This is a genomic window from Paenibacillus sepulcri (genome assembly GCF_042647105.1).
In the GTDB taxonomy this organism is placed as follows: domain Bacteria; phylum Bacillota; class Bacilli; order Paenibacillales; family Paenibacillaceae; genus Paenibacillus_Z; species Paenibacillus_Z sepulcri.
Genome location: NZ_JBHRUP010000001.1, coordinates 7035246 through 7061589 on the forward strand (window position 1 = coordinate 7035246; position 26344 = coordinate 7061589).

Genomic DNA, 26344 nt, shown 5'->3' on the forward strand with positions numbered 1-26344 from the left:
TTAATGGTTCACAAGACCAAGGCTTGCGCGCGGCTGGTCCTGATTGCCATCTACCTTGGCCATATTCATCATGGCATAGCGTATGCTGTCCACGAGAGCTTCCCAGCTGGCTTCAATAACATTGCTCGACACGCCCACCGTGTTCCAGGTGTTTTTGAAATCGGTGGATTCGATAAGCACCCGAACCTTGGCGGCGGTGGCATCCTTCTCATCAATGACGCGCACCTTGTAGTCAGCCAGATGAATGTTGTTGATGCTTGGGTAAAATTGGACCAGCGCTTTACGGAGCGCATTATCCAGAGCGTTCACAGGTCCATTGCCTTCGGCGGCGGTGTATACGGTTTGGCCTTCCACGTTAACCTTGACGATGGCTTCCGCATTCATGCTGCCATTGTTTTTTTCCACAAGCATCTTCAGCGATTCCAGCTTGAACAGCTCTTTCATCTCGCCGAAGGCGTCACGAAGGAGCAGCTCCAGGGAGGCATCGGCTCCCTCAAATTGATAGCCCTGATGCTCCAGTTCCTTGATCCGTTCCATAATCTGTTTTGTTTTCTCGTTATTGGCGTTCACATCAAGACCAAGCTCCTGCGCCTTGGAAATGATATTGCTTTGTCCGGCAAGCTCCGATACGAGAATGCGCTGCTTGTTGCCGACAAGACCCGGCTGAATATGCTCGTAGGTTTTGGAATCCTTCATAATCGCCGATACATGAATGCCGCCTTTATGGGCGAATGCCGCATTTCCTACATAAGGCTGGCCCACCGGCATATGCACATTGGCAATTTCGCTTATGTAGCGGGCTGTGGTCGTTAATGACTCAAGCTGCTCGTCTGCGATACAGCGATAGTCCATTTTGATTTGCAGATTCGGGATGATGGAGCACAGATTGGCATTGCCGCAGCGCTCACCATATCCGTTAATTGTACCTTGAATTTGACGTGCGCCCGCCTGCACGGCCGCAAGCGTATTGGCGACGGCTAGCTCGCAATCGTTATGGGTGTGGATGCCAAGCGGGGCAGTAAGCTCGGCGCGGACGCGGCTGACGATATCGTGAATTTCCGTAGGCAGTGTACCGCCATTGGTGTCGCACAGCACAATCCAATCTGCGCCGGCATCCTGAGCCTTGCGCAGCACGGAGAGGGCATACTCCGGATTATTTTTGTATCCATCAAAGAAATGCTCGGCATCAAAAATCGCTTCTACTTGATTTCTCTTGAGAAAGGCGAAGGAGTCATAAATCATGGACAAATTTTCTTCAAGTGTTGTTTGGAGTGCGGTATGGACATGGAAATCCCACGATTTGCCGACCAGCGTTGCCGCCGGTACGCCGGATTCCACGATTCGCAGCAGATTGCTGTCCTGCTCCGCCACACTGTTCTTGCGCCGCGTGCTCCCGAAAGCGGTTAGCTTGGCATTCAGCTTCAAAGCCTTGACACGCTGGAAAAACTCAATATCCTTGCTGTTGCTTCCAGGATTGCCGCCTTCAATATAATGAACGCCAAGCGTATCGAGCTTCTGGGCGATTTTTAATTTGTCGTCCGCTGACAGGCTGATACCTTCGCCTTGCGTACCGTCACGCAGCGTCGTATCGAAAACCGAGATAATGTTGGTCATTGCTTGGACGCCCTCCTCTATCCATACTTTGAAAAGTCATAATTTCATATTATAGCATAAGACCTGATGGCTGTCGCTAAACGAGGTCCTGTCGGGATTGTCATTTTAATAGCGGTTTTTGTGGTATGCTAGAAACAATCGAAGCTTTTACATATTCATATAGGAGGTGCGGAAGCTATGAAGACTTGGTTGGCGTCTATTAGCTTGGAGCAGACGGCACCAGGGCTTGTTTTAAGTCTATGTGCGGTTAAAACCGAATATGAAACAAGCCGGTGAAGATCAGGAAGTCAGAAAAAACCGTATCATCATTCACCTGGATATGAACGCATTTTATTGTTCGGTTCATGAGGCGGAGGAACCAGGCATTTATAAAGGAAAGCCGACGGCAGTTGCCGGCAGTGTAGAGCAGCGCAGAGGGATTATCGTGACGTCCTCCTATACAGCGAGGCAGAAGGGCGTCAAAACCGGAATGACCGTAAGGCAGGGCCTGCAGCTGTGCCCGGAGATGATTCTGATCAAACCCGATTTTGAACTGTACCGCAAGTACTCACGCGGATTTATGTCGGTTGCCAGTCAATACACGCCGCTCTTGGAAGCAACCTCGATTGATGAATGCTATCTGGACATTACAGGGTCGTCGGCTTTCGGGGAACCGCTCGATATTGCCCGGGATATTCAGCACCGGATCCAAACCGAATGGAATCTGCCCTGCTCAATCGGCGTTGCGCCTAACAAATTGCTCGCCAAAATGGCTTCGGATATGCACAAACCCAATGGGATGACAGTTTTGCGGATACGTGATGTGCCGCGTCTGCTTTGGCATAAGCCTTGTGACTCGCTGTTTGGAATAGGGCGCAAAACAGGCGAGAAGCTGAAAAAATTGAATATCCATACAATCGGTCAGCTCGCGGCGGCGGAAGAGGCCATGCTGGTAAAGCATTTCGGTGTGGCAGGCTCTTGGATGAAGTCGGCCGCGCACGGATATGATTATTCTCCGGTGAATGCTGTCAGAGAACAGAATAAATCTATCGGGCATACAACGACACTTCCGCAAGATGTAACCAAGCGGCAGGAGGCGCATCGCATCCTGCTGAATCTGGCCGATCAGACAGCCAGAAGAATGCGCCGCCAGAAGCTGGTGGCGGCCACGATCCAAGTCGTTATCCGCAAACCGGACATGACGACAGTTAACCGCTCCGTAACACTCCATGTTCCGACGGATACAACGGGTGAGATCCATCTCGAAGCCTGCAAGCTGTTCGACAAGCATTGGCGCGAAGGCGACCCCGTACGGCTGCTTGGTGTGACGCTGCAGAATTTGACATCACGGAGTGAGACCGCTATGCAGCTTGATCTTTTCAGCTACGAAGAGCAGCCCCGCAAGGAAGCCCTGACGCGGGCAATGGACCTGCTTCGCGACAAGTTCGGAGAGGATGCGGTGCTTACGGCAGGCATGCTTGGCGATGACCCGTCCGCACTAATCCGGAACAAGCGAATTCGTGGGACATCCTTGCAAACAGACGAGCATATGTTATATAGTGATGAGTAAGGACTGTTCATTACGTTTATATGCAACAATGGTTACGCGCTTACAAAACTAAGCTGATGCATGCGAACTTTTTTGCAGAATTCGTTCCTGCGTGCATGCATAACACTTTTGGGAGGGTATACGATGTCTAAATTCACTTGGGTTGAAAAAGATACGTGCATTGCTTGCGGAGCATGTGGAGCAACGGCACCGGATATTTATGATTACGACGATGAAGGTCTGGCTGAAGTGATTTTCGATGGTGACGCAAATAAAGGAAATACGGAGATTCCTGAGGATTTATATGATGATTTGCAGGATGCGGCAGACGGCTGCCCTACCGATTCTATCAAAGTCGCAGACGTACCTTTCAATATGTAATACCAAAAGCGTATAGCCTGAGCATAGCGCGTGTAATATGGAAGAGTCCCGCTTCTTGTGCTGACAAGGGCGGGATTCTTTTTTGAAATATAAGAAAGCATAGAATTCCATAAACCTTTGCTTATATTTTTGGGGATGTAACTAACTTTGTTGCCAAAAAGATGGCGAAGCCGGTTCTTCTTGCGTTTCGGCTTATTTTTTATTGCTTTTTTGCGCTAATTTATAAAAAAATATTAAATTTAGGGCCGTCCGATTCCAAATCGGGCGGCCTTTTGCCGATATAGTACTTAGCTCGGATTCCAGGGAGGGATGGCTATGGAGCAGCAGGACGATATGGCGTATTTGAAGCGTTATGTACAAAACCATCCCGATAATCGCATGGCATGGTACCTGTTAGGCAAACAGTATGTGATTGAAGAAAAAGAAGCGAAAGCGAATTATTGCTTTCTCAAGGCAGGCAGCATATATGAAGCATTTGAGCGCAAACAGCATCCGCTTGCCAATGAGCCGCAGCAGCTGATTGCCCAGTGGAACCGCCGCCGGCGCATGAAGCAGCTGGTTATCCGTTCATTGATTGCGCTGCTGCTCCTATTGGGCGCTGTTCTGACTGATCCTTTTGCCGATGGGCCAAGCAGCCGGGATGAACAAGCTGCTGATCAGAATGCGGGGGTTGATGATTGGCCGGCCGGCTCTGAAGAGAATTCCGGTCCGGATGTCCGGGTGGCATTCGTAAAGCCTGCCGACAGCAGCGGTCTGGGGAAGGCGATGGGCGTACTGATGGAAGGAGGGGAGAAGTCGGCCGATCTCGGACTTGCCGTGATGCTGGAGCAGGACGACAGCTGGCGGAAATGGACGGGCAATACCCGCATGCTGCTGTCAACCAAGCGGCAGGGAGAAGGACAAGCCTTCAATGTCAGTCTTCACGATGCGATAGCTTGTAATTGCCAGCCAAGCGATGCTGCCGGAGCCAAACAGGCTTATGGAAGCTGGAGCAAGCAGCAGGAGCAGCGTTGGACGCTGACCAGCGCGATTGAACAGTACCGGGAGCTGTTTAAACATTGGCCAAACAAACTTGAGGATATGGTGCGCCCCTATCCGAACAATGTCCTGTCCGGCGAAACTTCATTAATGAGGAAGCTGTTCCCGGATATTCTACAGAGGCAAAAGGCGGCAGCAGCTGCCCGGGGCGATTCCGCCGGGAACGGATCAGGCGGCGCAGAGTCGAATGGTAATGAAAGGTCAAGTGCAGCGGCGCAAATGGAGCTTCCGGATAAACCGCTGTCCATTATCGTCGATCAAGAGAATCGCACGCTGGCCGTCGTGAGCGGGGATGTTATCATCCGCAGCTATAACGTGGGCCTTGGCGGCGAGAAGACGCCTTCAGGAAGCTTTTATATAAGTGAGAAGGTCAAGAATCCGAACGGGCGCGATGACGGCGAGTTTGGAAGCAGGGGAATGACGCTGTCCGGAACGCGTTATGCCATTCATGGAACGGATGAGCCTCAAAGCATCGGCAAGGATGAATCGCATGGCTGTGTACGGATGAACAAGGAGGATGTGGAGGAGCTGTTCGATCTTGTGCCACTTGGGACCAAGGTGGAGATCAAGAGCGGGGTTCTGCCTGCAGATGCTCCCAAGCCGGCTGCAGAGCGCTTCAGCTTGCAGCCGATGCAGGATGAAACGAATCCGGAAGTCGTGTACCGCTGGCTGAACTAATTAATTCTCGAATACGAGCAGAAGCGCGACTGCAGCGACGATCACAACGATAACGGCACCGATCCACAGCAGCGCCTTCTTGTTAACCTCTTCTTTTGGTTTGGTTTTTAGAATGGGCGGTTTCTTCTTGGTTTGGCTCACGTGGATCAACCTTTCTCTTATAGGTAATAGGATGTGATCTCATTGTATCCGTTTTCCTGATAGCCCGCAATAACGACAAAGACAGTATAAATGCCCGCTCGTGCTGCTGATGGCCTGAGCCGGGCTCTTTCTTTTTTTAGTTGAACACGTTAAAATGTTGCGTAGAGCTAACATGATGAACGGAGTGAAGAAGTTGTTGTATAAAGTAGCCAAACCAATTCTGTTTCGGATGGATCCGGAAAAAGCCCATCATCTCGTTATAGACGGTCTGCATTCCGCGGGCCGGGTTCCCGGAATCCCGGCTATGATGCGGTCGCTGTACGGAGTCAAGGAATGCCCGGAGCTTGCCGTGGATGTATTCGGTCTACATTTCCCCCATCCGGTAGGGCTGGCAGCCGGCCTGGATAAGAACGCGAAAGCGGTGGATATGTTTGCCAATATGGGCTTCGGCTTTGCTGAGGTGGGTACGGTGACCCCCAAAGGACAAGCAGGCAATGAACTCCCCAGATTGTTCCGCCTGCCGCCCGACGAGGCGCTCGTGAACCGGATGGGATTCAATAACGAGGGAACGGCGGCAATGGCGCAGCGGCTCGCTGACGGGAAGAAGAGGAGCATTCCGATTGCCGTCAATATCGGTAAAAATAAATCAACGCCTAATGAGCTGGCGCATGAGGATTACCGCGCCTGCATTAAAGCGTTATATACGTACGGCGATTTCTTCGTTGTCAATATAAGCTCGCCGAATACACCTGACCTTCGCGCCCTGCAGCATGGCGATGAGCTGAGGCTGCTGCTTTCCACCGTTATGGAGGAGATGCGTTCTCAGGCCAAGGCAAACGGCGGGGCCGTGAAGCCGGTGCTGGTCAAGATTGCGCCGGACATGACGAACGAGCAGCTCGCATATACCGTGGAGACCATTGCGGCGAGCGGTGTGAACGGGATTATAGCATCGAATACGACGCTCAGCCGGGAGGGGCTCCGGCATCCGCACGCGAGCGAAACCGGCGGCCTCAGCGGCAGGCCGCTGAAGGAACGTTCCACGGAGGTCATACGCAAAGTGTATAGGCTGACTGGCGGCAAACTGCCCATTATTGGTTCTGGCGGCATCTTTACCGCGGACGATGCATACGATAAAATTCGCGCCGGAGCCAGTTTGGTCGAAATCTATACGGCGTATATTTACCGTGGGCCGGTGCTGCTGCGGGAGCTGACTTATGGAATGAAAGCACTCTTGCACAGAGACGGATATCATACGATCGCCGATGCAGTCGGTGCGGATCATAGATAACAGACAGGAGGCGGCTGGATGGACGGTAGAGATTGGGGGCTGTTTTTACAGCCCTATGAGCAGGCTGTTGAGGAATTGAAGGTGAAATTCAAGACGCTTCGTACAGAGCTGAAAACAAGAGAGACCTACGCGCCGATCGAGTTTGTAACCGGACGGGTGAAACGGATCTCAAGCATTCTGGAGAAGGCGAAGCGTCTGAATGTTCCCATGGAAAGCATCGAAACGGGCATTGAGGATATCGCGGGAATCCGCATCATGTGCCAATTCGTCGATGATATTCATCGTGTGGCGCAGTTGATCCGCAACCGCAAGGATCTAACCTTGGTGTTTGAGAAGGATTATGTCACGAATTTCAAAGACAGCGGCTATCGCAGCTTTCATATGATTGTAGAATATCCTGTCCAGACGGCAATCGGCCTTAAAATCGTGCTGGCAGAGGTGCAAATCCGGACACTCGCGATGAATTTCTGGGCAACAATCGAGCATTCCCTTAACTATAAATATAAAGAAAGCTTGCCTGACGATGTGCGGACCCGGCTCAAGACAGCGGCCGAAGCCGCAGCGGTGCTGGATTCGGAGATGTCGAGCATCCGCAAGGAGATTCTGGATGCCCAGCGCGATTTCGAAGAAAAATCAAATATGGTCTCGAGTGTGCTGAGCGATATCCAGGACCTGTATTTCTTCCACAGGGTCAGAGAAGCCGTCCAATTCCAGCTGCGGTTCAACGAGCTGTGGGAGAAAGAAGACGGTTATGCCATCCGCATGCTCGCTGATGAAATCCGTACAGCGCTGATCAAGGTCAAGAAGAGCGGAGGCTCGTAGATTGGTCGGCAGGGAGCAGGAACGGTATGATGAGCGTTTCGTTCATTTTATCGTGCTTTTCAATATGGACGAGGATTACTTTGAATGCCATGAGGTGATGGAGGAGATGTGGCTTGAAGAAGGGCGGAATACGTTGTATCAAGGCCTTCTTCAGGCTGCAGTCGGTCTGCATCATTGGCGCAATGATAATTACTCGGGCGCTGTGAAGCTGTTCACGCAAGCGGAGAATAAGCTTGCTTCATACCCGGATGTTCTGATGGGACTGGATTTGGGAATGCTCCGTCAAGACATGGCCCGCGTTCTTGCGCCGCTCCATTCCTGGGTGAACCGGATGGTTGACGAGGGCAATCGAGCCTCTGAAGCCGCCGGTGAAACAGTTCTGACGAAGCCTGGACCCGAGCTTGCGGGGCCCCCTCCGTTCGCAGCTTTTCGGCTGCTTGTACAGGATGATGAGCTTCGCCGGCTTGTCGGGGCGATGTCTCAGATTCCGCTGGAGCAGCGCCTGCATGCGGAGGATGAGCTATGAGCGTCATGAACCCGAATTGCCGGCTTGCCGGCACAATCATATCCACCCGGGATAATAACCGTCTGCCGCTGGCCTGCTCCGGATAGGGGGGGCGAAGCGGCTCAGGCGGTTTATTTTAAATATGGGGATCTGAGGGAAGAAATCTGCCTCGCAGCAGCCATTTGTTCCTACTTGGACGGATTTTCCTGGAAAAAGCAGTTGGTGAAGCCGGGCGCTGTATAATACAATATGTTAATGACTACAAAGGTAAAAATATGCTTTGCTTTTAGATGAACGAGAGAAACGGCAGGAGGGGTTTTGGCAAGTGGGCATCATGCTGCCGCAATCGTTTACGGATAAAATGAAAATCATGCTGCAGGGCGAATATGACGATTTTATTGCTTCTTATGAACGGCCGCGCAAATTCGGACTGCGGGTAAACGGATTAAAGCTGACGGCGGCGGCTTTTGCCGAGCTATCGCTGCTTTCGGATAGATTGACACGTGTTCCCTGGGAACAGGGGGCGTTCTATTATGAAGAAGCCGACCGCCCGGGCAAGCACCCGCATTATCATGCGGGGCTTTACTATATTCAGGAACCCAGCGCAATGGTGCCCGCGGAGCTGCTCGGCGTTCTGCCTGGCGAATGCGTGCTGGATTTATGCGCGGCTCCCGGGGGCAAGTCGACCCAGCTGGCGGCCAAGCTGCAGGGCAGCGGCGTGCTGGTAGCCAACGACAATGCCAGGGAACGGACGAAGGCGCTCGCCAAAAATATCGAGCTGGCCGGAGTACGGAATGCGGTTATTCTGAACGAGGAACCAGGGAGGCTTGCGGAGGTATTCGAGGGATGGTTCGACCGCATTCTGGTGGATGCCCCCTGCTCGGGAGAGGGAATGTTCCGTAAGGACGAATCGATGATTGCCGAGTGGGAACGTCATTCAGTGGAACGCTGCAGCGTCATGCAGCGGGATATTCTCGTTCATGCGAGCCGGATGCTGGCGCCGGGAGGCACTCTGGTCTATTCGACATGCACGTTCTCGCCTGAAGAAAACGAAGCCCAAATCGCCGCTTTATTGATTGCGGAGCCGCTGCTGGAGATTGTCCCCATTGAGCTTGCCCATGGTTGGGCGGCAGGCAGACCGGATTGGATCGGATTGAGCGCTGCCGAGGCTGTTGGTGCCGTTAATGATACAGATCCTGACATGGAACGGATAGCCGGAAGAAACCTGCTTATCGGCCAGCTCGGAGAGAACGCCGAAGCGGGCCGTGCGCGGTTGGCAAGCATTTCGGGTACGGTCCGGCTGTGGCCGCATTTGACCGGAGGCGAAGGGCATTATGCAGCGGTCCTGTACAAACGCAAACCGGTTGATGCTGATGAGCAGACAAGTGACGGCGGGCGAAGCGGTGCCGTAGGTGCGGAGCCTGAACGTCATGGAGGGAAGTCAAGCCACGGCGGGCAGCTGAAGCGGACTGCAGCCAGCAAAGCTGGGATTAATGAACAAGAGAAGTCAGGTTATCCGCAAAGGCCTGTCCACGAGGAACGGTATTCCGGGGCGAAGCGTCAGGCTAACGGAGCGCAAGACAGCAGAGGACAAGGTCATGCTGATGAGCGCAGCCGTAAAAAAGCCCATAGCCGTCAGGGCAGCCATCCTCAGGACAGCGTCAGAATTCATGCCGGGGAGAAGGGCCTCCGCGGCGGAAGGGCGGACAAAACAGGCGGCATAAGCTATGGGGGAAAAGTCGCGCGGGACGACAAGCGCGCTTCCGCCCACAAGGGGAGCAGCAGCCCCGGAACGGCTCCGGATGCCGCGGCGTCCTGGGGGAAATTCGCGGCCGAGCAGCTGATCGGCGCGGAGCAGTGGACCGGCGAGCTGGTTGCTTACGGCTCGCGTGTCTATTTGCAGCCGCCGGGCATGCCTTCGCTCGGCGGATTGCGGGTCGTGCGGGCCGGCTGGTACATCGGCGAAGCCGGCCCGCACCGGTTTGAGCCGTCGCAGGCGCTGGCCCTGGGACTGCGGCGCGGGGAAGCGGCGCTGAGTCTGCGGCTGGGCGCGGATGATGAAGCGACGCTCCGGTATTTGAAGGGCGAGACGCTGCATATCGATGCAGAGCGTCTGGTTCGGGCCGGGGAGCCGGATGGCCGGTCCGATGCGCGGGACGGAGATCCGCACGAACTGGAGCATAGTACGCCGGCTGGAGCCGCGGCAAAGGGTTATGTGCTGGTTTGCGCGGATGATTTTCCCATTGGATGGGGCAAGGTTGGCGGAGAAGGCTGGCTCAAGAATGAGCTGCCTGCCGGTTGGAGGTTGATATAAGTGGCAAAGAAGATGAGGCTCGACAAGCTGCTGGCCAATATGGGCTGCGGCTCGCGAAGCGAAGTGAAAATAGCGATTAAACAGGGGCGCGTGAGCGTGGATGGCGTCCGTGCCAAAGATCACGGTCTCACGCTTGATCCGGAAACGGCGGTTGTCCTGTTCGATGACGAGAAGGTTGTGTACCAGGAAGTGATCTACGTGATGCTGAACAAGCCGCAGGGGGTCATTTCGGCAACGGAGGACAAATGGGATCAAACCGTAATCGAGCTGCTTGATCCGGTGGATCGGGTGCTTCAGCCATTTCCTGTCGGTCGGCTTGACAAGGATACGGAGGGACTGCTGCTGCTGACCAATGACGGCCGTCTGGCTCATGAGCTGCTGTCGCCGCGCAAGCATGTGCCCAAAACGTACGAGGCTGTCGTGCTGGGGGATGTCACCCGGGAGGATGTGGATGCTTTTGCCGCGGGAGTTGCTTTGGACGACGGGTATCAGACGATGCCTGCAGAGCTTCATATAACCGGCAAAGAAGCCGCGGGAGAGGGAGCAGTGCACAGCCGAATTTCACTGACGATCCATGAAGGCAAATTTCATCAGGTTAAGCGGATGTTTGAATCCGTGGGCAAAAAAGTCATCTACCTGAAACGGGTAGCCATGGGGCCGCTCGCGCTCGATCCGGCTTTGTCCCTTGGTGAGTACCGTCCGCTTACGGAAACGGAGCTGGAGCAGCTCATGTTGATTAAAGAGGCGAAGGTCAAGAACAGCTAGACGTATTTGCTGTGCATAAATTAAGCCTGTTTGTTGAGGCAAACAACCGTGATTTAGTGAAGGGCAGGTAAGGACAGGATGTCGATTCAGTATGATTTGATTGCGCTTGATGTGGACGGAACGCTTCTCACAGACGGTCATGTACTGACTCCGGCCGTGCGTGACGCGGTGCGGGAGGCAGCCTCCCGCGGAGCGGAGATCGTGCTGTGCACGGGACGGGGGCCGACCAATGCGCTGCCGGTACTCGCTGAGCTTGGTCTCTCGGGTACGATGATTACGCATAATGGAGCTGCGACGGTCGATGCGGACCGCAGAGAGGTGATTCATCAATATGCGATATCCGGCACTGAGCTTGCCCGTTTCCGGGAGTACTGCCTGCAGGGCGGCTATCATTTTGATATAAACACGGCGTTTGATCTGATGATTGAAGGCATCACCACGGAAGCGGAGGCCATGTACGGACGCTATGAGGTGAAGCCGGTTTGGCGGGATAGCGCCGCAGCTCTGCCGGAGGGTCTAGTAAAGTTTACGGTATTTGGCAGCGCGGTGGAGATGGACAGGATCGAGGCGGACTGGAGTTTGTGGAAGGACGGACTAAAGCCGATACGCAGCGGAGAATATTTTATTGATGTACAGCATCCGGAAGCCGGCAAAGGCACGGCGCTTACCCAGCTTGCGCATGTGCGCGGCATCGACAGCAGCCGGGTGATGGCTATCGGTAATTATTATAACGATATCGACATGCTGACCTTCGCGGGACTTGGCGTTGCGATGGCCAATTCGCCCGAGGCGGTTAAGGCAGCTGCGAACGCGGTGACGTTCTCCAATGAAGAAGATGGTGTCGCATATGCCCTGCGTACTTATGCCTGGTGATGAGGCTTTGTAGGGAATGCAAAACCGCCTGAGGGAACTCCCTCAGGCGGTTTTATTCTTAACTGTAAGGAAGTCTGCCTTTCCGTCATATGTATTTCTGGAATGAAGAAGCTTGATGCGCCGCCCAAGGACGGCGCCAGCTCTTCTTGTGCGCAAACGGGATTGATCCGTACAGGATTCGGCAGGTTAAGATGACCAGCAGAATGAACAAGACCAATATTGCGCCGGCCGAAGTGAAACCTCCGTATCCTCCGACAGCTCCGGACAAGCAAATTTCTCCCTGAAAAGATAATTCCGGCACCGTTTCTTCTGGTCATTCATGATGATCTTCGGTACTCGGTATACAGTATAGTATGAAGAAAACCGGCATGCGACTGGACAGCTGCCCAGGCTGCGGCCATATTTGGGCATATGCCCTGCTGTGACACGCAGAGACTGCCGCTCAATTATGGAAGGCAGCTGCCGGGGAGTGTCGGGAGCTGGCGTGCTGGTGTCCCCTAGGTGAAGCGCCGCAGTCCTTTGGGCAGGTGGTTCTTGATCTGGCCGCCGCTGGCTTTGCCCCAGCCAAGCGAGAGGCCGTCTACGGCTATGAGGCCCCAGCCGGTGCTGCCCTCCTGTGCGGGAAGGGTCTCTCCGCGCAGGAAGGCGGCGATCTCCGGCGCCTCGGGCCGGTAGCTCTGCATCCATGCGGCGGCGCCAGCCGGGACTGCCATAGCCAGAGCATGCGCCGGCTCCAGGCGGTTCTTGCGCACGTCGCCCAGGTGCAGGCCGGGGCGGGGGACCTTGAGACCGTTAAGGTCCCCAGCCCCGATGGGGCTTGTGCTGCCGCTTGCCGGATGCGGCAGCCAATAGAGGGCGTCGCCGAAGCGAAGCGGCTCGCCTGGCCCCAGCGTCCATCCGCCGGGCAGCGCTGTTTCGGCGAAGGCGCGCATGAGCGCCATATCCGCTTCGAGGCCGCTGGTTCCCGCTGCGGTGTGATTCCGGCGGCGCTCACGCTTTGACTTGCCCGGGTGCTGCTCCGCGGCAGACGGGCTGTCGCCAGCATCTCCAGCAAACGCGGGGGAAGAAGTCCCGGCTTTTTGGAGCACAGCGACAAAATGGCCTTCTCCCCGTTCTATATGCGGCCATATGCGTTCCAGTCGCATAACGCTGAACGCCGGATATTTGGAACAGAAGGCGGCAATCGTCTCTTCATTCTCCAGACGGTTAAAGGTGCAGGTTGAATAAACCAGCCTTCCTCCGGGCTTCAGCAGAATGGCGGCATGATCCAGAATATCCGCCTGCCTGGCCGCGCACATGGCAACATGCGCCACCGACCATTCGCTGATGGCCGTTTCATCCTTGCGGAACATGCCTTCGCCCGAGCATGGGGCGTCCAGCATAATCCGGTCGAACAGCCCCGGAAACCGGCGGGATAACTCATCGGGGGCGGCGCTTGTCACGATAGCGTTGGCAATGCCGCAGCGCTCCACATTTTCACTTAATATTTTGGCTCTGGCGGGATGGATCTCATTCGCGATCAGAACGCCCTGACCGGCCATTTTTCCGGCGATCTGGGTCGTTTTGCCGCCTGGAGCAGCAGCCAGATCAAGAATAAGCTCGCCTGGTTGAGGGTCAAGCAGCTCCGCGGCCGTCATCGCCGAGGGCTCCTGGATATAATAAAGTCCGGCCATGTGGTAAGGATGCTTGCCGGGCCTTGACGCTTCTTCATAATAATAGCCGGTTCCGCACCATGGGACAGGCTCCAGCCTGAACTGCCGGACAGCTTCCGCAAGCAGCGGCTGCCCGGCAGCGGGCTTGAGCGGATTGATCCGCAGGCCGAAGGTCCGGGAGGCGTTGTAGCTCTGGAGAAAGGCTTCCATATCATGGGGCAGAAGCTGGCGCATTTGATGGATGAAAGCATCCGGGAGTGTGACGGGCACGGTATTTTAGCTCCTTTTCAGCAGAGATGGCAGGCTGGGCAATACAATGCAGATTATTATACCATAAAGAGGCGAATGGACAGCCTGATACGGCAATCTATTCATGCTATAATTTGATATAAAGCTATCAACAAAAAGGAGTGCCTATGAGAATATCGATTGAACTGGTTCCAAGACAAGCGGAGCATTTGCAGCAGGAGCTTCAATTTATCAAAACCCATTTTCCATCCGTCAATACGGTCAATATACCGGATTTACTCAGGCTGAGCATCCGCAGCTGGGAAGGCACAGCCATATCCAAACCCTATTTTGAGAACAGTATCCCGCATATAAGGGCTATTGATTTTGATCCTGATGTTCCTATGAAGCTATTAGAAGAGCTGCACCGCAATCGCATTTCAGAGATTCTCGTCATTACCGGCGACGCGCCGCAGGATATGAGCCGTGCCGTTTATCCGACCACCAGCATCGAGTTGATCAGGAAGATCAAGGCCGCAAGCCCCGAGACCCGGATTTATGCCGCATTGGATCCCTATCGAAGCGATGTGCAGGCCGAATATGAGTATGCGCAGCGAAAACTCGACGCGGGAGCTGACGGATTTTTCACACAGCCTTTTTTTGATCTTCGCATGATGGACAAGTACCTGAAGCTGCTGGAGCCTGTTGATACCTTCTGGGGAGTATCGCCCGTAACGTCTGTGAAGTCCAGAAATTACTGGGAGGTTAAAAATAAAGCTCTCTTCCCTGCGGATTTCGAGCCTACGCTGGAATGGAATATTGCGTTTGGCCGCAAGGCGCTGGATTATGCTTATGGCAGTGGCAGCAATATCTACTTCATGCCGATCAAAAACGATATTGCCGCTTATTTAACGGGGATTTTTCAATAAAAGCTGGAACATAAAGGAGGAACATTCATGTCGTCAGATTCCATCAAAAAACAGGTACAGCAGCAGTTCGGCAAAAACGCCGAAAAGTATATCACAAGTCCGCTTCATGCCAAAGGCGAGGATTTGGCGCAGCTGGTTGCCGCATCCAATGCCAATAAGCAGATGAACGTACTGGATATTGCAACAGGCGGGGGACATGTGGCCAAAGCGCTCGCTCCATTGGTGCATCATGTGATTGCCTATGATTTGACGGAGGATATGCTCAATACCGCAGCTGCGTTTATCCGCAGCGATGGACATGCCAATGTTGATTTCGTTGCGGGGGATGCGGAGGCGCTGCCTTTTGACGAGCATTCCTTTGATTTGGTCACCTGCCGGATCGCCGCTCATCACTTTGCCGATGTGGGAGCTTTTTTGGCGGAAGCGCTTAGGGTCGTAAGGCCAGGTGGAAGGCTGCTGCTGATTGACAATATTACGCCGGAGAACGACGCGTTCGATCAATTCTATAACCGGATCGAGAAGCACAGAGACGCAAGCCATGTGCGCGCCTATAAAAAATCCGAATGGATCCGTATGATCGAAACGACGGGATTCCGGATTGAAGGGCTGACGTGTTTTCCGAAAACGTTTGATTATCGTTCCTGGTGCGAGAGATCCGGGTTGCCGGAAGACGAACGGGCTGCGCTGGCAGCGTCCATGCTTCAGGCCGAGCCGCAGGTGATTGATTATTTCTCGATCACCAGGGATGAAGCTGGAGAACTGGTCAGCTTTACAGGGGAGTCGGCTTTATTTCAGGCTGTGAAGGGGAAATAGAGAAATTAACGAAATATGAAATTTTTGATGACCATGTCCGTATAGAGCATACGGGTGGTCATTTTTTTTGATAACAGGACCAGCCGGTTGATGCACAGGGATTCATAGGAGATAATGAGAGCGTGAGAGAAACGGTCGGATTTGTGCTGGAAGCGGGTAAATAAAGGAAACCGGAAATGACAGGGGAGGACAAGCAATGATCAAATTGAACAGCTTTATCCGATTGTGTATCGCGATCCTTCTGGTGATAGGGATCATTTATTTGGGATCGCGGGTGGATTTTATTTTCAAGCCCGTCCTGTCTCTATTCAGCATTATCATTGTTCCGTTGATGCTATCGGTGTTTTTCTATTATTTGCTCCGGCCGCTTGTAAACATGATGGAACGCTATAAAATAAACCGGGCGCTGTCGATCCTGCTGATCTACCTGGTTGTTGCCATCGTTCTGGTAGGTTTCAGCATCGGGGTATGGCCTTCCCTGCGGACGCAGCTTGTGAATCTGGTTGATAATGCGCCAACCCTGTTCAATACGCTCAGCGAGCAGGTGGAGAAGCTGGAGAAGAACGGATTTATCGGAAATCTGTTCCCTGGGGACCTTAGCCCGCTCAACCGGTTAACCGATTTTCTGAACAAAGGTTTTGGCGTGCTGACGGATTATTTCACGAGCCTGTTCTCGATCATTTCCAATTTCGCCATCATCCTGTTTATCTTCCCGATCATTTTGTTCTATATGCTGAAGGAAGGCGGGAATTTCGGGCGCAAAATTGTCAGCTTTATGCCAAAACGGTTTCGAGATGAAGGAAACGAGGTTATGGACGAAATCGACAATGCGCTAAGTGGTTTTATCGTGGGCAGAGTGATCGTGAATCTGTCTTTGGGTGTTCTGATGTATTGCGGTTTTCTCATTATCGGGCTGCCTTATGCTTTGCTGCTGACCGTAGTGGCTGTTATTTTGAATTTCATTCCATTTGTCGGTGCGATTCTCTCGGCGGTTCCGATTGTCATTATCGGGTTTATAGAATCGCCTACGACGGCAATCTGGGCGCTTATTATTATTCTGGTGGCACAGCAAATCCAGGATAATCTGATTGCTCCGTATGTTTTTGGCAAACAGCTGGATATCCATCCTCTGACGACGATCATCCTTGCTTTGGTGGGAGGAGATATGGCCGGAATTATTGGGATTCTGCTTATTATACCGATTTACATGATTCTCAAGATCATTGTAACGAAGGTCTATCAGCTGTTCTTCAAGCAGAGCTGGGAGAATGCGTAGCTTGGATCGGGACATCGGGACACTTGCAAGAAGCGTGAAATGACATGAAGTTAGAAACGCGGATATGAATATGATGAATGCAGCCGAATCATAAGCAAGAATAAATAACGGGATATGAGACTTGCACGTCTCTGTATCCCGTTATTTTTCTATGGCAGATCTGCTGCGAGGATTGTCTATTAACAGACGGTTACCAAATAATGTATTCTATAAATATGCAGCGGACCTGCCATATCCAATGGATTTGTAAAATCGCCGGCACTCCTTGTATCAAGGGCAGCAATCCGGCATGAATGTCCCACAAAGAGTTAAGAATGCCATATTGCATCTTGATTTGCAACAAGTATAAGATTGTAGGACATTGATGTCCTAATGGCTATCATCATCGAAGAGAGGGGGAGGCGCATCATGCTTCTTTTGAAAATTGACGGATGAATAAAGTCTCTTTGCGCTTCACATCGTCTTTTCGCAACAGGATGATTTTGATCTTTTTTATGATCATTATCGTCCCTTTTTTGCTGTTCGCTTATTACGCGCATATCAAGTCGATCGAAGGGATTTCCCATGCCAATACGACCATGTCCATGAGCTATCTGCAGCAGGCCAGAAAAAATTTCGAAATCTATCTGAATTCTGTCAACGACCAGGTGAATGATCTCATCGGCAACAAACAGCTCCAGGAGCTGCTGGAGAAGGAGCCCGGCAATCAGGCCGAGGAGGAAGCGTTCACGGTTAACCTGTTGACGATCCTGTATCCGAGTACGCCCCTGATCGATGCATTCCGGGTGCATGTGTACCCCATCAATCCCTCCCACTATCCCTCTTATATGAGCACAATCGGTGAATCCGTAGAGGTTGGAGAAGAGGAATGGTTTCTGGAATCCAAAGCCTCGATCAGTCCGACATGGCATTTGTCCATGCCCCAGCGGGGCAAATATTCCAAGCCGCTGCTTTCTTACGTAAAAAGATTCTCGGGACTCTACGATCAGATTCCCCGCGGAATCATTGCGACCGATTTGTCCGAGGACCAGTTGAAGCGTTTCTTCTCGCCATCGGATCAATTGATTGAGCAGAAGCTGCTGCTTCTCAATGATGAGGGCATGATTTTCTTCGATTCCGGCCGTAATGAATGGACAGGCAGCCTGCTCCCTTCGCCGCGGTTTAATGAGCTTATTCATTCAGGAAGGGAGGGCTCGCAGTCCATTACCATGGAGGGCACAACCTATCTGGCCACTTTTGTCAAAATGGATTCCGTTCCCTGGTCGATTGTCAGCCTTACCCCTCTTCAGGAATTAACGGGAACGATTGATGAGATTAACCGGCTGCTCATTATTTTTCTCATTATCTATTTAATCTGCTGCCTGGGCGTAGTCGTCTATATTACGATTAATTATACGCAGCCTATTGCCAAGCTGGTCCGGCTGATGAGAAGAATGGAAACCGGGGATTTCAGGCAGCTTCCCTATTCGTCCCGCGGGGATGAGGTGGGCTGGCTGTACCGGGGGGTAAACAGTCTTACGCAGCGGATAGAAGGATTGGTAGAGGAGGCCTCCCGGTCCGAGAGGAAGAAGAAGGAGCTGGAGTTCCAGGTGCTCAGTCATCAAATCAATCCGCATTTTCTGTACAACACGCTGGAGTCCATTCGTTGGAAGGCCGAGAGCCACGGGCGGAGCGATATCAGTGAAATGGTCTCGGCACTTGGCAATTTGCTGCGGCTGAGCTTGAATCAGGGGAATGAAATTACGACGTTGGCGCGTGAAATCGAGCAGGTCAAGGCCTATGTCCTGATCGAGCAGGCCCGGATGGGCCAAACGGTGCGAATCCTGTATGCCTGCGACAGCGAAGCGATGTCGAGTCCGTTTCTGCGCCTGCTGCTTCAGCCACTGGTAGAGAATGCCATCCAGCACAGCATACGGGACAATTTCGAGAAAGGCAAAATTCTGATTTCCGCCCGCAGGGAAGGAAAGGATATGGTCATCGATATTGTGGACAATGGGAAAGGCATTCCGGAAGAGACGCTTTTACAGCTGAACAGGGACATGGATCATGGCGGCAAGCCGGTGCATAGAGGCGTCGGGCTGCGGAATGTGAATGACCGCCTTAAGCTGTATTTTGGTGACAACTACAAGCTGAAAATCGAAACAGGCCCGGAAATCGGGACGAAGATCACCCTGCGGCATCCGATTCTTGAAGAGGAGACGCTGCGGGGGGAGGTGGCGGAAGCCGTCCGATAGGGGCGGCTTTTGCCGTTATTTGCGTACGGCACCACGACTAAGGAAGCTTAAGAATAGTGTGCGCCTTCCCTCAAGCAGAAGCCTGGTCAACAGGCTAATATCGCACCGCAAAGGATAAGATTAGCTCATAGTAACCTTTTGCCCCCAAACTTATGATAATACTATCAAGATTTGCAACATCATTCGATCAAGTAAGGGGAGAAGTCCAGATGTCAGGAAGAAAATCAAGAATACCGCTGTTCATGGCCGCGCTGCTAATTGTAATGCTGCTTGCTGCGTGCAGCAGCAGCAATGAGGGCAATCAGCCGAATCAGTCGAATCAGCCTGCCAATACGTCCGAAACAACCGACGGAGCGGCCGAACCGGCGCCGGAGCAGGAAGACGAGGTGCTGCTCAAGTTTTATTTTGGCGGGGACAAGAAGGCGGCGACCGATGAGGTCTGGTCTGCAATCAGCGATTATGTGAAATCCAAGGGGCTTAATATCCGCTTCAACGTCAACTTCATTCCTTTCGGCGATTTCAAGGATAAGATGCTGGTCATGGCCGCATCCGGGGACGACTGGGATATGAACTTCGACGGCGATTGGCTGTCTTATAAGCAAATGGCGGCTAAAGGCTCATATATGGCTCTTAATGACCTGCTTCCGAAATATGCTCCCAATCTGAACAAAAAATATGAAGAGCAGGGAACGCTGTCCGCGGCTACCGTAAATGGTCAAATTGTCGGGCTTCCGTGGACGATGAAGATGAATGAACGCAAGTTCGCCGGGTGGCGGGCCGATCTGGCCGAGAAGGCCGGAATCACGATAGCTCCCGATTCCATCAAAACGATAGAAGATATCGATAAACTGCTGCGGGATTTGAAGAAAGCGTATCCGAACGAGAAGCTGTCGCGGACGACGCCGCTGTCCATTTATATGATTCGTGATGAGTGGGTGGATCTTAATTTTCACGGGCTCGGCTTCTACCTGAATGATCCGGCTATCAAGATTCAACCGATTGAGCAGCAGCCCTTCTTCAAGGAAGCAGCGGCGCTGGCCAAGCAATGGTATGACGATAAGCTGATCAACCGCGATGCGATGATCGACAAGGAGGACGGAGCCGCGCAGTGGAGAAACGGCAAAACGCTCTTCACCGTCACCTCCCATGAATGGGCGAATGCTGATCCGGGCTTCGCCGATCCGAACTACAAGCAGCAAACGTCGCTGCTCTATCCCGATAAAAAGTTTGTTAACCGGACTGCACTGGCGAATGTAGTCGCCATCAACCGGAATTCGAAGCATCCCGATCGTGTTCTGCGTTTCCTGGATATGATAGAAACCGACAAGACGCTGTACGACCTGGTGCAGTACGGCATTGAAGGCAAAACCTATGTGCTTAGTGGCGAAGCGACCGAGTATCCGGAAGGCATGACGACAACAACCAGCAACTATATGGAGTGGGGCGGACAGTGGGCTTTCTGGAAGCCGCAGTTCATGCGTCCGACGATGACATACGGCCAGGATTTCTGGTTGAAGGAAGCGGAATTCGCCAGCCAGCCAAACAATGTGAACTCCCCGATTGACGGTTTGTTTATCGCCGAAGATGCCATGAAGAATGAAATAGCCAAGCGCGATCAGGCGACGGAGGAAATCAGCAGACCGATTGAATTCGGGATGGTCAAAAATGTGGATGAAGCTGTCGCGGATTATATTGAGAAGCAGAAAAACAATGGTCTTGACAAGATTCTGCAGGAGACGCAAAAGCAAATCGATACCTATCTGGCAAGCAAAAAATAAAAAGCCAGGCGTAAAACAGGGATGTTCCAAAATGGAGCATCCCTGTTTGCATGGATCAGCCGTAAACGCGCATAAAATGATTCTATTGATAAGTTACACTTGCCCATCAATCTGTTGTATGATTTTGAGTAGGAGCCCGGTGAAATGGATCTCCGTTAAAAGACAGACATCCTGACAGAAAAGAGTGATCCTGCATGATTCGAGCAGTTGTATTTGATTTTGACGGATTGATTATTGATACGGAAACGCCATCCTATCATGCATTTTGCGAGGTATACCGCGAATATGGAGCGGAGCTGCCCCTGGCGGAATACGCCAAATGCGTAGGCACGAGCCATGATCTTTTCAATCCCTACACGTACATATCCGATTGTCTTGGAGAAACCATTGACCCGGAAATCGTCCGTACGAAGTTTCAGGCTATTTATTCGAAGCTGCTGTTCGAATCGGCTCTGCGTCCCGGTGTGATGGATTATTTAAAGGCGGCACGGAAGCTGAATTTAAAGACGGCATTGGCGACAAGCTCCACCATCTCATGGATTGAGCCTTTCTTTCATCAATTTCAACTGACGGAGTACTTTGATTATGTCACGACAGCGGATGAGGTATCGAAGGTTAAACCGGATCCCGAGCTCTACCTGAAAAGTCTGGGCAAGCTTCAGGTTGCGGCGGATGAGGCGATTTCTTTCGAAGATTCCCTGAATGGCTTCAATGCCGCCAGGACGGCCGGACTTCACTGCGTGGTCGTGCCGAACGAAATGACCAGACAGTTTGCGTTTGCGGATTATGATCTTCTGATCGACTCCATGACAGATAAGAGTCTGGAAGAAGTCATCGCATTTCTGAGTGCGCGCCACAAGGTCAATTAAACGAAAACACTGAGGTGATTTCATGGATCGAATAGCCGTTATTTCGGATATTCACGGGAATATCCCAGCATTGGACGCGGTGGTAGCGGATATTCATAAACGGGGGATCTCAACCATTTATTGTCTGGGCGATCTGGTTGGCAAAGGTCCAAGCGGGGATAAGGCAGTTGACCGCGTCAGAGAGGTCTGTACGATCGTGGTCAGAGGAAATTGGGATGAGAATATGGCTAAAGACAGCGAATACCCCACAATCATCTGGCATCAGAACAATCTGGGCCCGGGGCGGCTGGATTACCTCCGGAGTCTGCCGATGATCCTTGAGTTTGAAATGAGCGGCAGACATATCAGACTGTTCCATGCCTCACCCCGCAGTGTGCATGAACGGATTCAGCCATGGGATACCCATGAGTCGAGACTGTCCTTATTCCGGCATTCCGAATATTGCGAGTATGCGGGCGATGCGGATGTTATTGGATATGGCGATGTTCATAATGCTTATGTGCAGAATTTCGAAGGAAAAACATTGTTTAATGCGGGAAGCGTGGGCAATCCCCTGGAGATTAACCAGGCTTCTTATGCGATATTGGAGGGGGAGCTGCATAGTGCGGAGCTGTCCCCTTTTGGCATCCAACTGGTGAGAGTGCCGTATGATATTGAACTTGCGATCCGGCAGGCGGTTGAGGCGGAGATGCCTGAATTGGAGTCTTATTCGCTGGAGCTCAGAACGGCTGTGTACCGGGGCAGACAGAAGAGATGAATGGATAACAAACGATCTGGCTAAGGCAGGAGGAGGAATCCACGTGAATGTGCTCGCTGTCGGGTGTCACCCGGATGATCTGGAAATCGGCTGCGGCGGAACATTGGCAAAGCTTGCTTCACAGGGGCATGGAATTACGATGGTGCATGTGGCGAATGGGGATAAAGGGCATAAAGTCATTGCGCCTGCGGATCTGATCAAGCTTCGCGAGCAGGAAGCCTGGAATGCGGGGGGCTTGATCGGCGCTCAGGTCATCAGCCTGGATAGGCCCGATTTGACGGTCAAGTCGGATGAGGCCGATCTGATCGGGCGGCTGGCCGGGGTGATCCGCAAGGTGAAGCCCGATTATATCATCACGCACCCGCCCGAGGATTATATGAAGGATCATATGGAGGTATCCAGGGCGGTGTTTGATGCCAGCTTCGCAGCAACCGTGCCCCATTATACAGTTGAAAACGGATTGCCCGCACATGAAAAAGTTGCCCCGATTTTCTATATGGATACGCTTGCGGGCGTAGGCTTTCTGCCGACCGAATATGTGGATATATCGGATTTCATTGATGTTAAAATTCAAATGAACGACTGTCATCAGAGCCAGATCAAATGGCTGTATGAGCATGACGGCATCGATTTTCTGGATTTTGTCCGGACCGTTTCCAAATTTCGCGGATTGCAGTGCGGCAAGGCGTACGCGGAAGGCTTTCAGCAGTGCCAGGCATGGCCGCGTCTGACAACGGAGCGGCTTCTCCCTTAACGGTTAATAGAAGAACAGGAGCGTGACGGCGATGAATTTTATGCGAACGCTGAAGGATTCCATGCTGGAAGGCTTCTATCCTGCGGGCTGGGATATGGACAGAATCGACCAATGCTGCGCGAACAGCCCGGAAAGCATTCAGGAGCCTCAAGCCTTTTGGCATGCGGACTTTCAGCCGGTTTCCTGTGAAGAAGTGCAGGAGCTGGATGTGAAGATGGGCCATGAAATCGCCCGGGAAATCCGGATAAGCAAAGAAGCGGGCCGCAAGCTGGCGATCATACTGCCGGCTGGACCGATGGGGATGTATAAATGGGCGGTCTATTTTCTGAAAGAGTGGCAGGTGGATTGCTCGCATGTCCACGGCTTTAACATGGATGAATGGAGCGACGGGGATGGGCGCACGCTGCCGCCGGAGAATAAAGGATCTTTTCAATACGCGATGGAGCAGGCATTCTACGGCCCGCTTGGCGAGCTGACGGTTCCGGTAAAGCAGCGAAATTTTGCTACTGCGGACAGCTTGCCGGCTTATGCATCCAGGATAGAGAGGCTGAGGAAGGAGGGAGCCGAGCTTATCACCGTCTTCGGGATCGGCCGCATGCTGCATATTGCTTTCTGGGAGCCGCATTTCGCTGCGGAATTCAGCACTGAACAGCAGTGGCGGGAAGAGACGCACCGGCTTGGCGCGAAGCTCCATCCTCTGACGATTGAACAAAATGCCATCACCAGCTTCAAAAGCCGCACAACGCTGGTGCCCTGCCGCGCGAATACCATTGGACCAGGATTGTTTCTCCAATCCGACAGGGTCATCGGCGGCTGTGACGGCGCTCTGGGGCGCGGCATGCAGTGGCAGGGGCTTTCGCTCTGGACAACGCTGCGCTACGGCCCCGACATGTGGCTGCCTTCCACCTATATGCCGACACTTCCGGGCAAATTGTTTTTCCTGAGGGAACTCGCCGGTCCGCTTGATGCGGAAATTAATTGAGATCCGGCTTGAGGAATGGGCCCGGCTTTGCTTGGCTCCATACATCTGCAAAGCTGATCGGGATTCGCTGCGGCGTTATCCGGTTTTAGCTTTGTTGTTTGGCGCCATGAAATGAATTTTTATGGAACAGCTTCCGGACAAAGGGGGCCGCATAATAATCAACACCAAGCCGGCCTCCATTGGCACCCGCAATCATAATAAGTCCGCCAAGCAGTATCAACCATGGATTTGTGCTGACCGTTCCGGCAAACATGAACATGAAATTCATCAGAAGGCCGAAGAACGCAGCCGCTGCTGTCAACGCGCCAACGATAAATCCGAGACCGATCAACACCTCGCCAAGAGGAATAAGGATATTGATCAGCTTGACATTGGGCAGGGCGAAATGCTCCAGAAAGGCAGTAAAATTCGGGTAGATGAGTTCTCCGCCCTGATCTGTTACCGGCTTGCTGATTGCGCCCGTCAAGAATCCCTTGGCGTCGAAGCCGTCCATCAGCTTATGGTATCCGGCTGTCAGCCATTCCCAGCCGACATAAAGGCGAAGCAGCAGCAGAAGCCCGGCGGCATAAACGTTTTCTCTTAAAAATGTATGGATCATCTTCAATCATCCCTCTCCCTGTCTATGTTTCACATTCTGTACAGCCCGGCAGAACAGTCGGCTTCCAAGCGGTTCGGATCTAATCCATGCAGCCATTTTCACATGAAATACTCCCAAGCTTCTCTTGGCGCCTTCATGTCAGGTCGTGTCTTCATCATAGAGGAAACGGCCAGCTCCCGTAATCGGGGGATGACCCTATTTATGGGAGGGGAATTCCCCGAACCTTCTTCGTCCTGGAATTCAGGGAGTTCCCCTACTTACAAACAAGGACTCCTTGTTTACAATGTAGAGTAGCTGACAAACGGACTATGAACGCCGTTGTAGGAGGAGGGACTGCATGATGACTCATCCGGCAGATATTGAGATCAGGCGCGAATTGAACAGGCTGTGCACCCGCATGTCTGGCGATTTTGCCGCGCTGGCGGTGCTGCTGCCCGGTGTCCGGCAGATGAAGTGGCAGTATCTATGGGGGAGCCGGAGCGTGCGGACTTGTCGGTTGACGGTGGCTCCCGGCGTCGGTCTGGCAGGTATGGTACTCCGCCACGGAACCACCTGCCGGATTGACGGTTCTTCAGGGGGAATGAAGGCCGCTGAATGCCCTGTCATGCTCGCGGAGAAGCTGACCGCAGCCATTGCTTTTGCACTCCCGCCTGTGCGGCAAAGGATTCCCGGGGGTGTTCTGTTGGTTGGAAGAAGAACAGGCCGACCGTTTGGAGTCCAGGAGATCGGGGAGGCAGCGGCACTGCTGCCGAATATTCATCAGCTGCTGCAGAGCAGCCGGAGTGAAGAACAGACCAGTGAGGTTTATCCCGACTCCTATTAAGAGAATACATTGCCGAAGCGGCTGGAGGTGCCTATGATCAAAATCATCATTGTCGACGATCATGTGATGGTTCGTTCGGGGCTGCGCATGCTGCTCAGCGGTAAAGACGACATAGAAGTGATCGGAGAGGCCTCAGAGGGAGATGAAGGAATCTGCAAGGCGGTGGAGCTGCGCCCTGATGTTGTGCTGATGGATTTGAGCATGCCAAGCGGCAAGGACGGTCTGACCTCGGCCGCAGAGTTGAAGTCCAGGCTGCCTGATACCGCGATTCTTATTCTCACCATGCATGACGACGACGAATATTTGTTCCGCGCCATTCATGCCGGAGCATCGGGTTATGTGCTTAAGAGCGCGCCACATGAAGAGCTGCTTGGCGCAATCCGCGCCGTTTCCAAGGGAGACGCTTACCTGTACCCGACTGCGACCAAGCGGCTGATGAAAGAGTATATGGATCGGATGAAACGCGGAGAGAGCATGGACCAATTCGATACGCTGACGGAACGGGAGCGGGAAGTGCTGGCGCTGACCGCGAAGGGCTATGCCAATAAAGATATCGCCGAGCAGCTGTTCATCAGCGTAAAAACAGTAGAAACACATAAAAGCAATGTGATGGAAAAGCTGGGGTTCAAATCCCGGCCCGAGCTGGTCAAATATGCGTTGAAGAAAGGACTGTTGAGCTTTGAGTGATCAGCCAAAAAGCCATG

The 26344-nt window shown here is 52.8% G+C and carries 24 protein-coding genes; 20 read left to right on the plus strand and 4 right to left on the minus strand.

The window, feature by feature from the left end; genetic code table 11:
* Window positions 1-1614, minus strand: a complete 1614-nt coding sequence (cimA, locus tag ACFOLF_RS30560; protein WP_210045712.1) for a citramalate synthase — start codon at window positions 1612-1614, stop codon at window positions 1-3.
* A gap of 259 nt (window positions 1615-1873) precedes the next feature.
* Between cimA and ACFOLF_RS30565 the strand changes: the two genes are divergently transcribed.
* From ACFOLF_RS30565 to ACFOLF_RS30575, 3 genes are all read left to right on the plus strand, one after another.
* Window positions 1874-3163 (plus strand): DNA polymerase IV, encoded by a 1290-nt coding sequence (locus ACFOLF_RS30565; RefSeq protein WP_210045713.1) that lies wholly within the window; start codon window positions 1874-1876, stop codon window positions 3161-3163.
* 123 nt (window positions 3164-3286) lie between these two features.
* Entirely contained in the window at window positions 3287-3523 is a 237-nt protein-coding gene (locus ACFOLF_RS30570) for a ferredoxin (protein WP_210045714.1), read from the plus strand.
* A gap of 315 nt (window positions 3524-3838) precedes the next feature.
* The gene (locus ACFOLF_RS30575; protein WP_210045715.1) at window positions 3839-5239 is read left to right on the plus strand and encodes a L,D-transpeptidase; all 1401 of its coding nucleotides are present in this window, start codon (window positions 3839-3841) and stop codon (window positions 5237-5239) included.
* Here the strand turns inward: ACFOLF_RS30575 and ACFOLF_RS30580 are convergent, their stop codons facing one another.
* Window positions 5240-5380, minus strand: coding sequence for a hypothetical protein (locus ACFOLF_RS30580; RefSeq protein WP_210045716.1), 141 nt, complete (start codon window positions 5378-5380; stop codon window positions 5240-5242).
* A gap of 193 nt (window positions 5381-5573) precedes the next feature.
* Between ACFOLF_RS30580 and ACFOLF_RS30585 the strand changes: the two genes are divergently transcribed.
* The 6 genes from ACFOLF_RS30585 (at window position 5574) to ACFOLF_RS30610 (ending at window position 11947) form a co-directional block, all read left to right on the plus strand.
* Entirely contained in the window at window positions 5574-6668 is a 1095-nt protein-coding gene (locus ACFOLF_RS30585) for a quinone-dependent dihydroorotate dehydrogenase (RefSeq protein WP_210045744.1), read from the plus strand.
* An 18-nt stretch (window positions 6669-6686) separates the two neighbouring features.
* Window positions 6687-7490: a GTP pyrophosphokinase gene (locus tag ACFOLF_RS30590; protein ID WP_210045717.1), complete on the plus strand. Its 804-nt coding sequence runs from the start codon at window positions 6687-6689 to the stop codon at window positions 7488-7490.
* Between the two features lies 1 nt (window position 7491).
* Complete coding sequence (locus ACFOLF_RS30595; RefSeq protein WP_379113725.1) at window positions 7492-8016, plus strand: DUF309 domain-containing protein; 525 nt, start codon at window positions 7492-7494, stop codon at window positions 8014-8016.
* 313 nt (window positions 8017-8329) lie between these two features.
* Window positions 8330-10309, plus strand: coding sequence for an RsmB/NOP family class I SAM-dependent RNA methyltransferase (locus ACFOLF_RS30600; protein WP_379113751.1), 1980 nt, complete (start codon window positions 8330-8332; stop codon window positions 10307-10309).
* Window positions 10310-11074, plus strand: coding sequence for a pseudouridine synthase (locus tag ACFOLF_RS30605; RefSeq protein WP_379113723.1), 765 nt, complete (start codon window positions 10310-10312; stop codon window positions 11072-11074).
* Between the two features lie 78 nt (window positions 11075-11152).
* Window positions 11153-11947 (plus strand): Cof-type HAD-IIB family hydrolase, encoded by a 795-nt coding sequence (locus ACFOLF_RS30610; RefSeq protein ID WP_379113721.1) that lies wholly within the window; start codon window positions 11153-11155, stop codon window positions 11945-11947.
* 497 nt (window positions 11948-12444) lie between these two features.
* Here ACFOLF_RS30610 and ACFOLF_RS30615 read toward each other — a convergent pair whose 3' ends face one another.
* Window positions 12445-13869 (minus strand): RsmF rRNA methyltransferase first C-terminal domain-containing protein, encoded by a 1425-nt coding sequence (locus tag ACFOLF_RS30615; RefSeq protein WP_210045719.1) that lies wholly within the window; start codon window positions 13867-13869, stop codon window positions 12445-12447.
* Between the two features lie 146 nt (window positions 13870-14015).
* Here ACFOLF_RS30615 and ACFOLF_RS30620 point away from each other — a divergent pair, with 146 nt between their 5' ends.
* The 9 genes from ACFOLF_RS30620 (at window position 14016) to ACFOLF_RS30660 (ending at window position 24219) form a co-directional block, all read left to right on the plus strand.
* On the plus strand, window positions 14016-14756 hold the full coding sequence (locus tag ACFOLF_RS30620; RefSeq protein WP_210045720.1) for a methylenetetrahydrofolate reductase: 741 nt from the start codon (window positions 14016-14018) through the stop codon (window positions 14754-14756).
* 27 nt (window positions 14757-14783) lie between these two features.
* Entirely contained in the window at window positions 14784-15569 is a 786-nt protein-coding gene (locus tag ACFOLF_RS30625) for a class I SAM-dependent methyltransferase (RefSeq protein ID WP_210045721.1), read from the plus strand.
* 196 nt (window positions 15570-15765) lie between these two features.
* A complete protein-coding gene (locus tag ACFOLF_RS30630; protein WP_210045722.1) occupies window positions 15766-16845 on the plus strand; it encodes an AI-2E family transporter in 1080 nt (359 codons plus the stop codon).
* 476 nt (window positions 16846-17321) lie between these two features.
* Window positions 17322-19079 carry a sensor histidine kinase gene (locus ACFOLF_RS30635; protein ID WP_379113749.1) on the plus strand — a complete coding sequence of 586 codons (1758 nt, stop codon included), beginning with the start codon at window positions 17322-17324 and terminating at the stop codon, window positions 19077-19079.
* A 209-nt stretch (window positions 19080-19288) separates the two neighbouring features.
* Window positions 19289-20857 carry an extracellular solute-binding protein gene (locus ACFOLF_RS30640; protein ID WP_210045724.1) on the plus strand — a complete coding sequence of 523 codons (1569 nt, stop codon included), beginning with the start codon at window positions 19289-19291 and terminating at the stop codon, window positions 20855-20857.
* A 194-nt stretch (window positions 20858-21051) separates the two neighbouring features.
* Window positions 21052-21726 (plus strand): HAD family hydrolase, encoded by a 675-nt coding sequence (locus ACFOLF_RS30645; protein ID WP_210045725.1) that lies wholly within the window; start codon window positions 21052-21054, stop codon window positions 21724-21726.
* A 22-nt stretch (window positions 21727-21748) separates the two neighbouring features.
* Entirely contained in the window at window positions 21749-22483 is a 735-nt protein-coding gene (locus ACFOLF_RS30650) for a metallophosphoesterase family protein (protein ID WP_210045726.1), read from the plus strand.
* A 43-nt stretch (window positions 22484-22526) separates the two neighbouring features.
* On the plus strand, window positions 22527-23237 hold the full coding sequence (locus ACFOLF_RS30655; protein WP_210045727.1) for a PIG-L deacetylase family protein: 711 nt from the start codon (window positions 22527-22529) through the stop codon (window positions 23235-23237).
* A gap of 31 nt (window positions 23238-23268) precedes the next feature.
* Window positions 23269-24219 carry a 6-phosphogluconolactonase gene (locus ACFOLF_RS30660; protein ID WP_210045728.1) on the plus strand — a complete coding sequence of 317 codons (951 nt, stop codon included), beginning with the start codon at window positions 23269-23271 and terminating at the stop codon, window positions 24217-24219.
* Between the two features lie 85 nt (window positions 24220-24304).
* Here the strand turns inward: ACFOLF_RS30660 and ACFOLF_RS30665 are convergent, their stop codons facing one another.
* A complete protein-coding gene (locus ACFOLF_RS30665) occupies window positions 24305-24817 on the minus strand; it encodes a DoxX family membrane protein (protein ID WP_210045729.1) in 513 nt (170 codons plus the stop codon).
* Between the two features lie 337 nt (window positions 24818-25154).
* Here ACFOLF_RS30665 and ACFOLF_RS30670 point away from each other — a divergent pair, with 337 nt between their 5' ends.
* Window positions 25155-25640, plus strand: a complete 486-nt coding sequence (locus tag ACFOLF_RS30670) for a hypothetical protein (protein WP_210045730.1) — start codon at window positions 25155-25157, stop codon at window positions 25638-25640.
* A gap of 33 nt (window positions 25641-25673) precedes the next feature.
* A complete protein-coding gene (locus ACFOLF_RS30675; protein ID WP_210045731.1) occupies window positions 25674-26327 on the plus strand; it encodes a response regulator in 654 nt (217 codons plus the stop codon).
* Window positions 26328-26344 lie beyond the last annotated feature (17 nt).

Bases quoted from the DNA above. Each gene is read 5' to 3' on its own strand.
- ACFOLF_RS30635 (WP_379113749.1), top strand. From the start codon at position 17,322: ATGATTTTGATCTTTTTTATGATCATTATCGTCCCTTTTTTGCTGTTC.
- ACFOLF_RS30675 (WP_210045731.1), top strand. From the start codon at position 25,674: ATGATCAAAATCATCATTGTCGACGATCATGTGATGGTTCGTTCGGGG.
- ACFOLF_RS30610 (WP_379113721.1), top strand. From the start codon at position 11,153: ATGTCGATTCAGTATGATTTGATTGCGCTTGATGTGGACGGAACGCTT.
- ACFOLF_RS30645 (WP_210045725.1), top strand. From the start codon at position 21,052: ATGATTCGAGCAGTTGTATTTGATTTTGACGGATTGATTATTGATACG.
- ACFOLF_RS30565 (WP_210045713.1), top strand. From the start codon at position 1,874: ATGAAACAAGCCGGTGAAGATCAGGAAGTCAGAAAAAACCGTATCATC.
- ACFOLF_RS30650 (WP_210045726.1), top strand. From the start codon at position 21,749: ATGGATCGAATAGCCGTTATTTCGGATATTCACGGGAATATCCCAGCA.
- cimA (WP_210045712.1), bottom strand. From the start codon at position 1,614: ATGACCAACATTATCTCGGTTTTCGATACGACGCTGCGTGACGGTACG.
- ACFOLF_RS30570 (WP_210045714.1), top strand. From the start codon at position 3,287: ATGTCTAAATTCACTTGGGTTGAAAAAGATACGTGCATTGCTTGCGGA.
- ACFOLF_RS30600 (WP_379113751.1), top strand. From the start codon at position 8,330: ATGCTGCCGCAATCGTTTACGGATAAAATGAAAATCATGCTGCAGGGC.
- ACFOLF_RS30575 (WP_210045715.1), top strand. From the start codon at position 3,839: ATGGAGCAGCAGGACGATATGGCGTATTTGAAGCGTTATGTACAAAAC.
- ACFOLF_RS30665 (WP_210045729.1), bottom strand. From the start codon at position 24,817: ATGATCCATACATTTTTAAGAGAAAACGTTTATGCCGCCGGGCTTCTG.
- ACFOLF_RS30625 (WP_210045721.1), top strand. From the start codon at position 14,784: ATGTCGTCAGATTCCATCAAAAAACAGGTACAGCAGCAGTTCGGCAAA.
- ACFOLF_RS30670 (WP_210045730.1), top strand. From the start codon at position 25,155: ATGATGACTCATCCGGCAGATATTGAGATCAGGCGCGAATTGAACAGG.
- ACFOLF_RS30620 (WP_210045720.1), top strand. From the start codon at position 14,016: ATGAGAATATCGATTGAACTGGTTCCAAGACAAGCGGAGCATTTGCAG.
- ACFOLF_RS30640 (WP_210045724.1), top strand. From the start codon at position 19,289: ATGTCAGGAAGAAAATCAAGAATACCGCTGTTCATGGCCGCGCTGCTA.
- ACFOLF_RS30630 (WP_210045722.1), top strand. From the start codon at position 15,766: ATGATCAAATTGAACAGCTTTATCCGATTGTGTATCGCGATCCTTCTG.
- ACFOLF_RS30590 (WP_210045717.1), top strand. From the start codon at position 6,687: ATGGACGGTAGAGATTGGGGGCTGTTTTTACAGCCCTATGAGCAGGCT.
- ACFOLF_RS30660 (WP_210045728.1), top strand. From the start codon at position 23,269: ATGAATTTTATGCGAACGCTGAAGGATTCCATGCTGGAAGGCTTCTAT.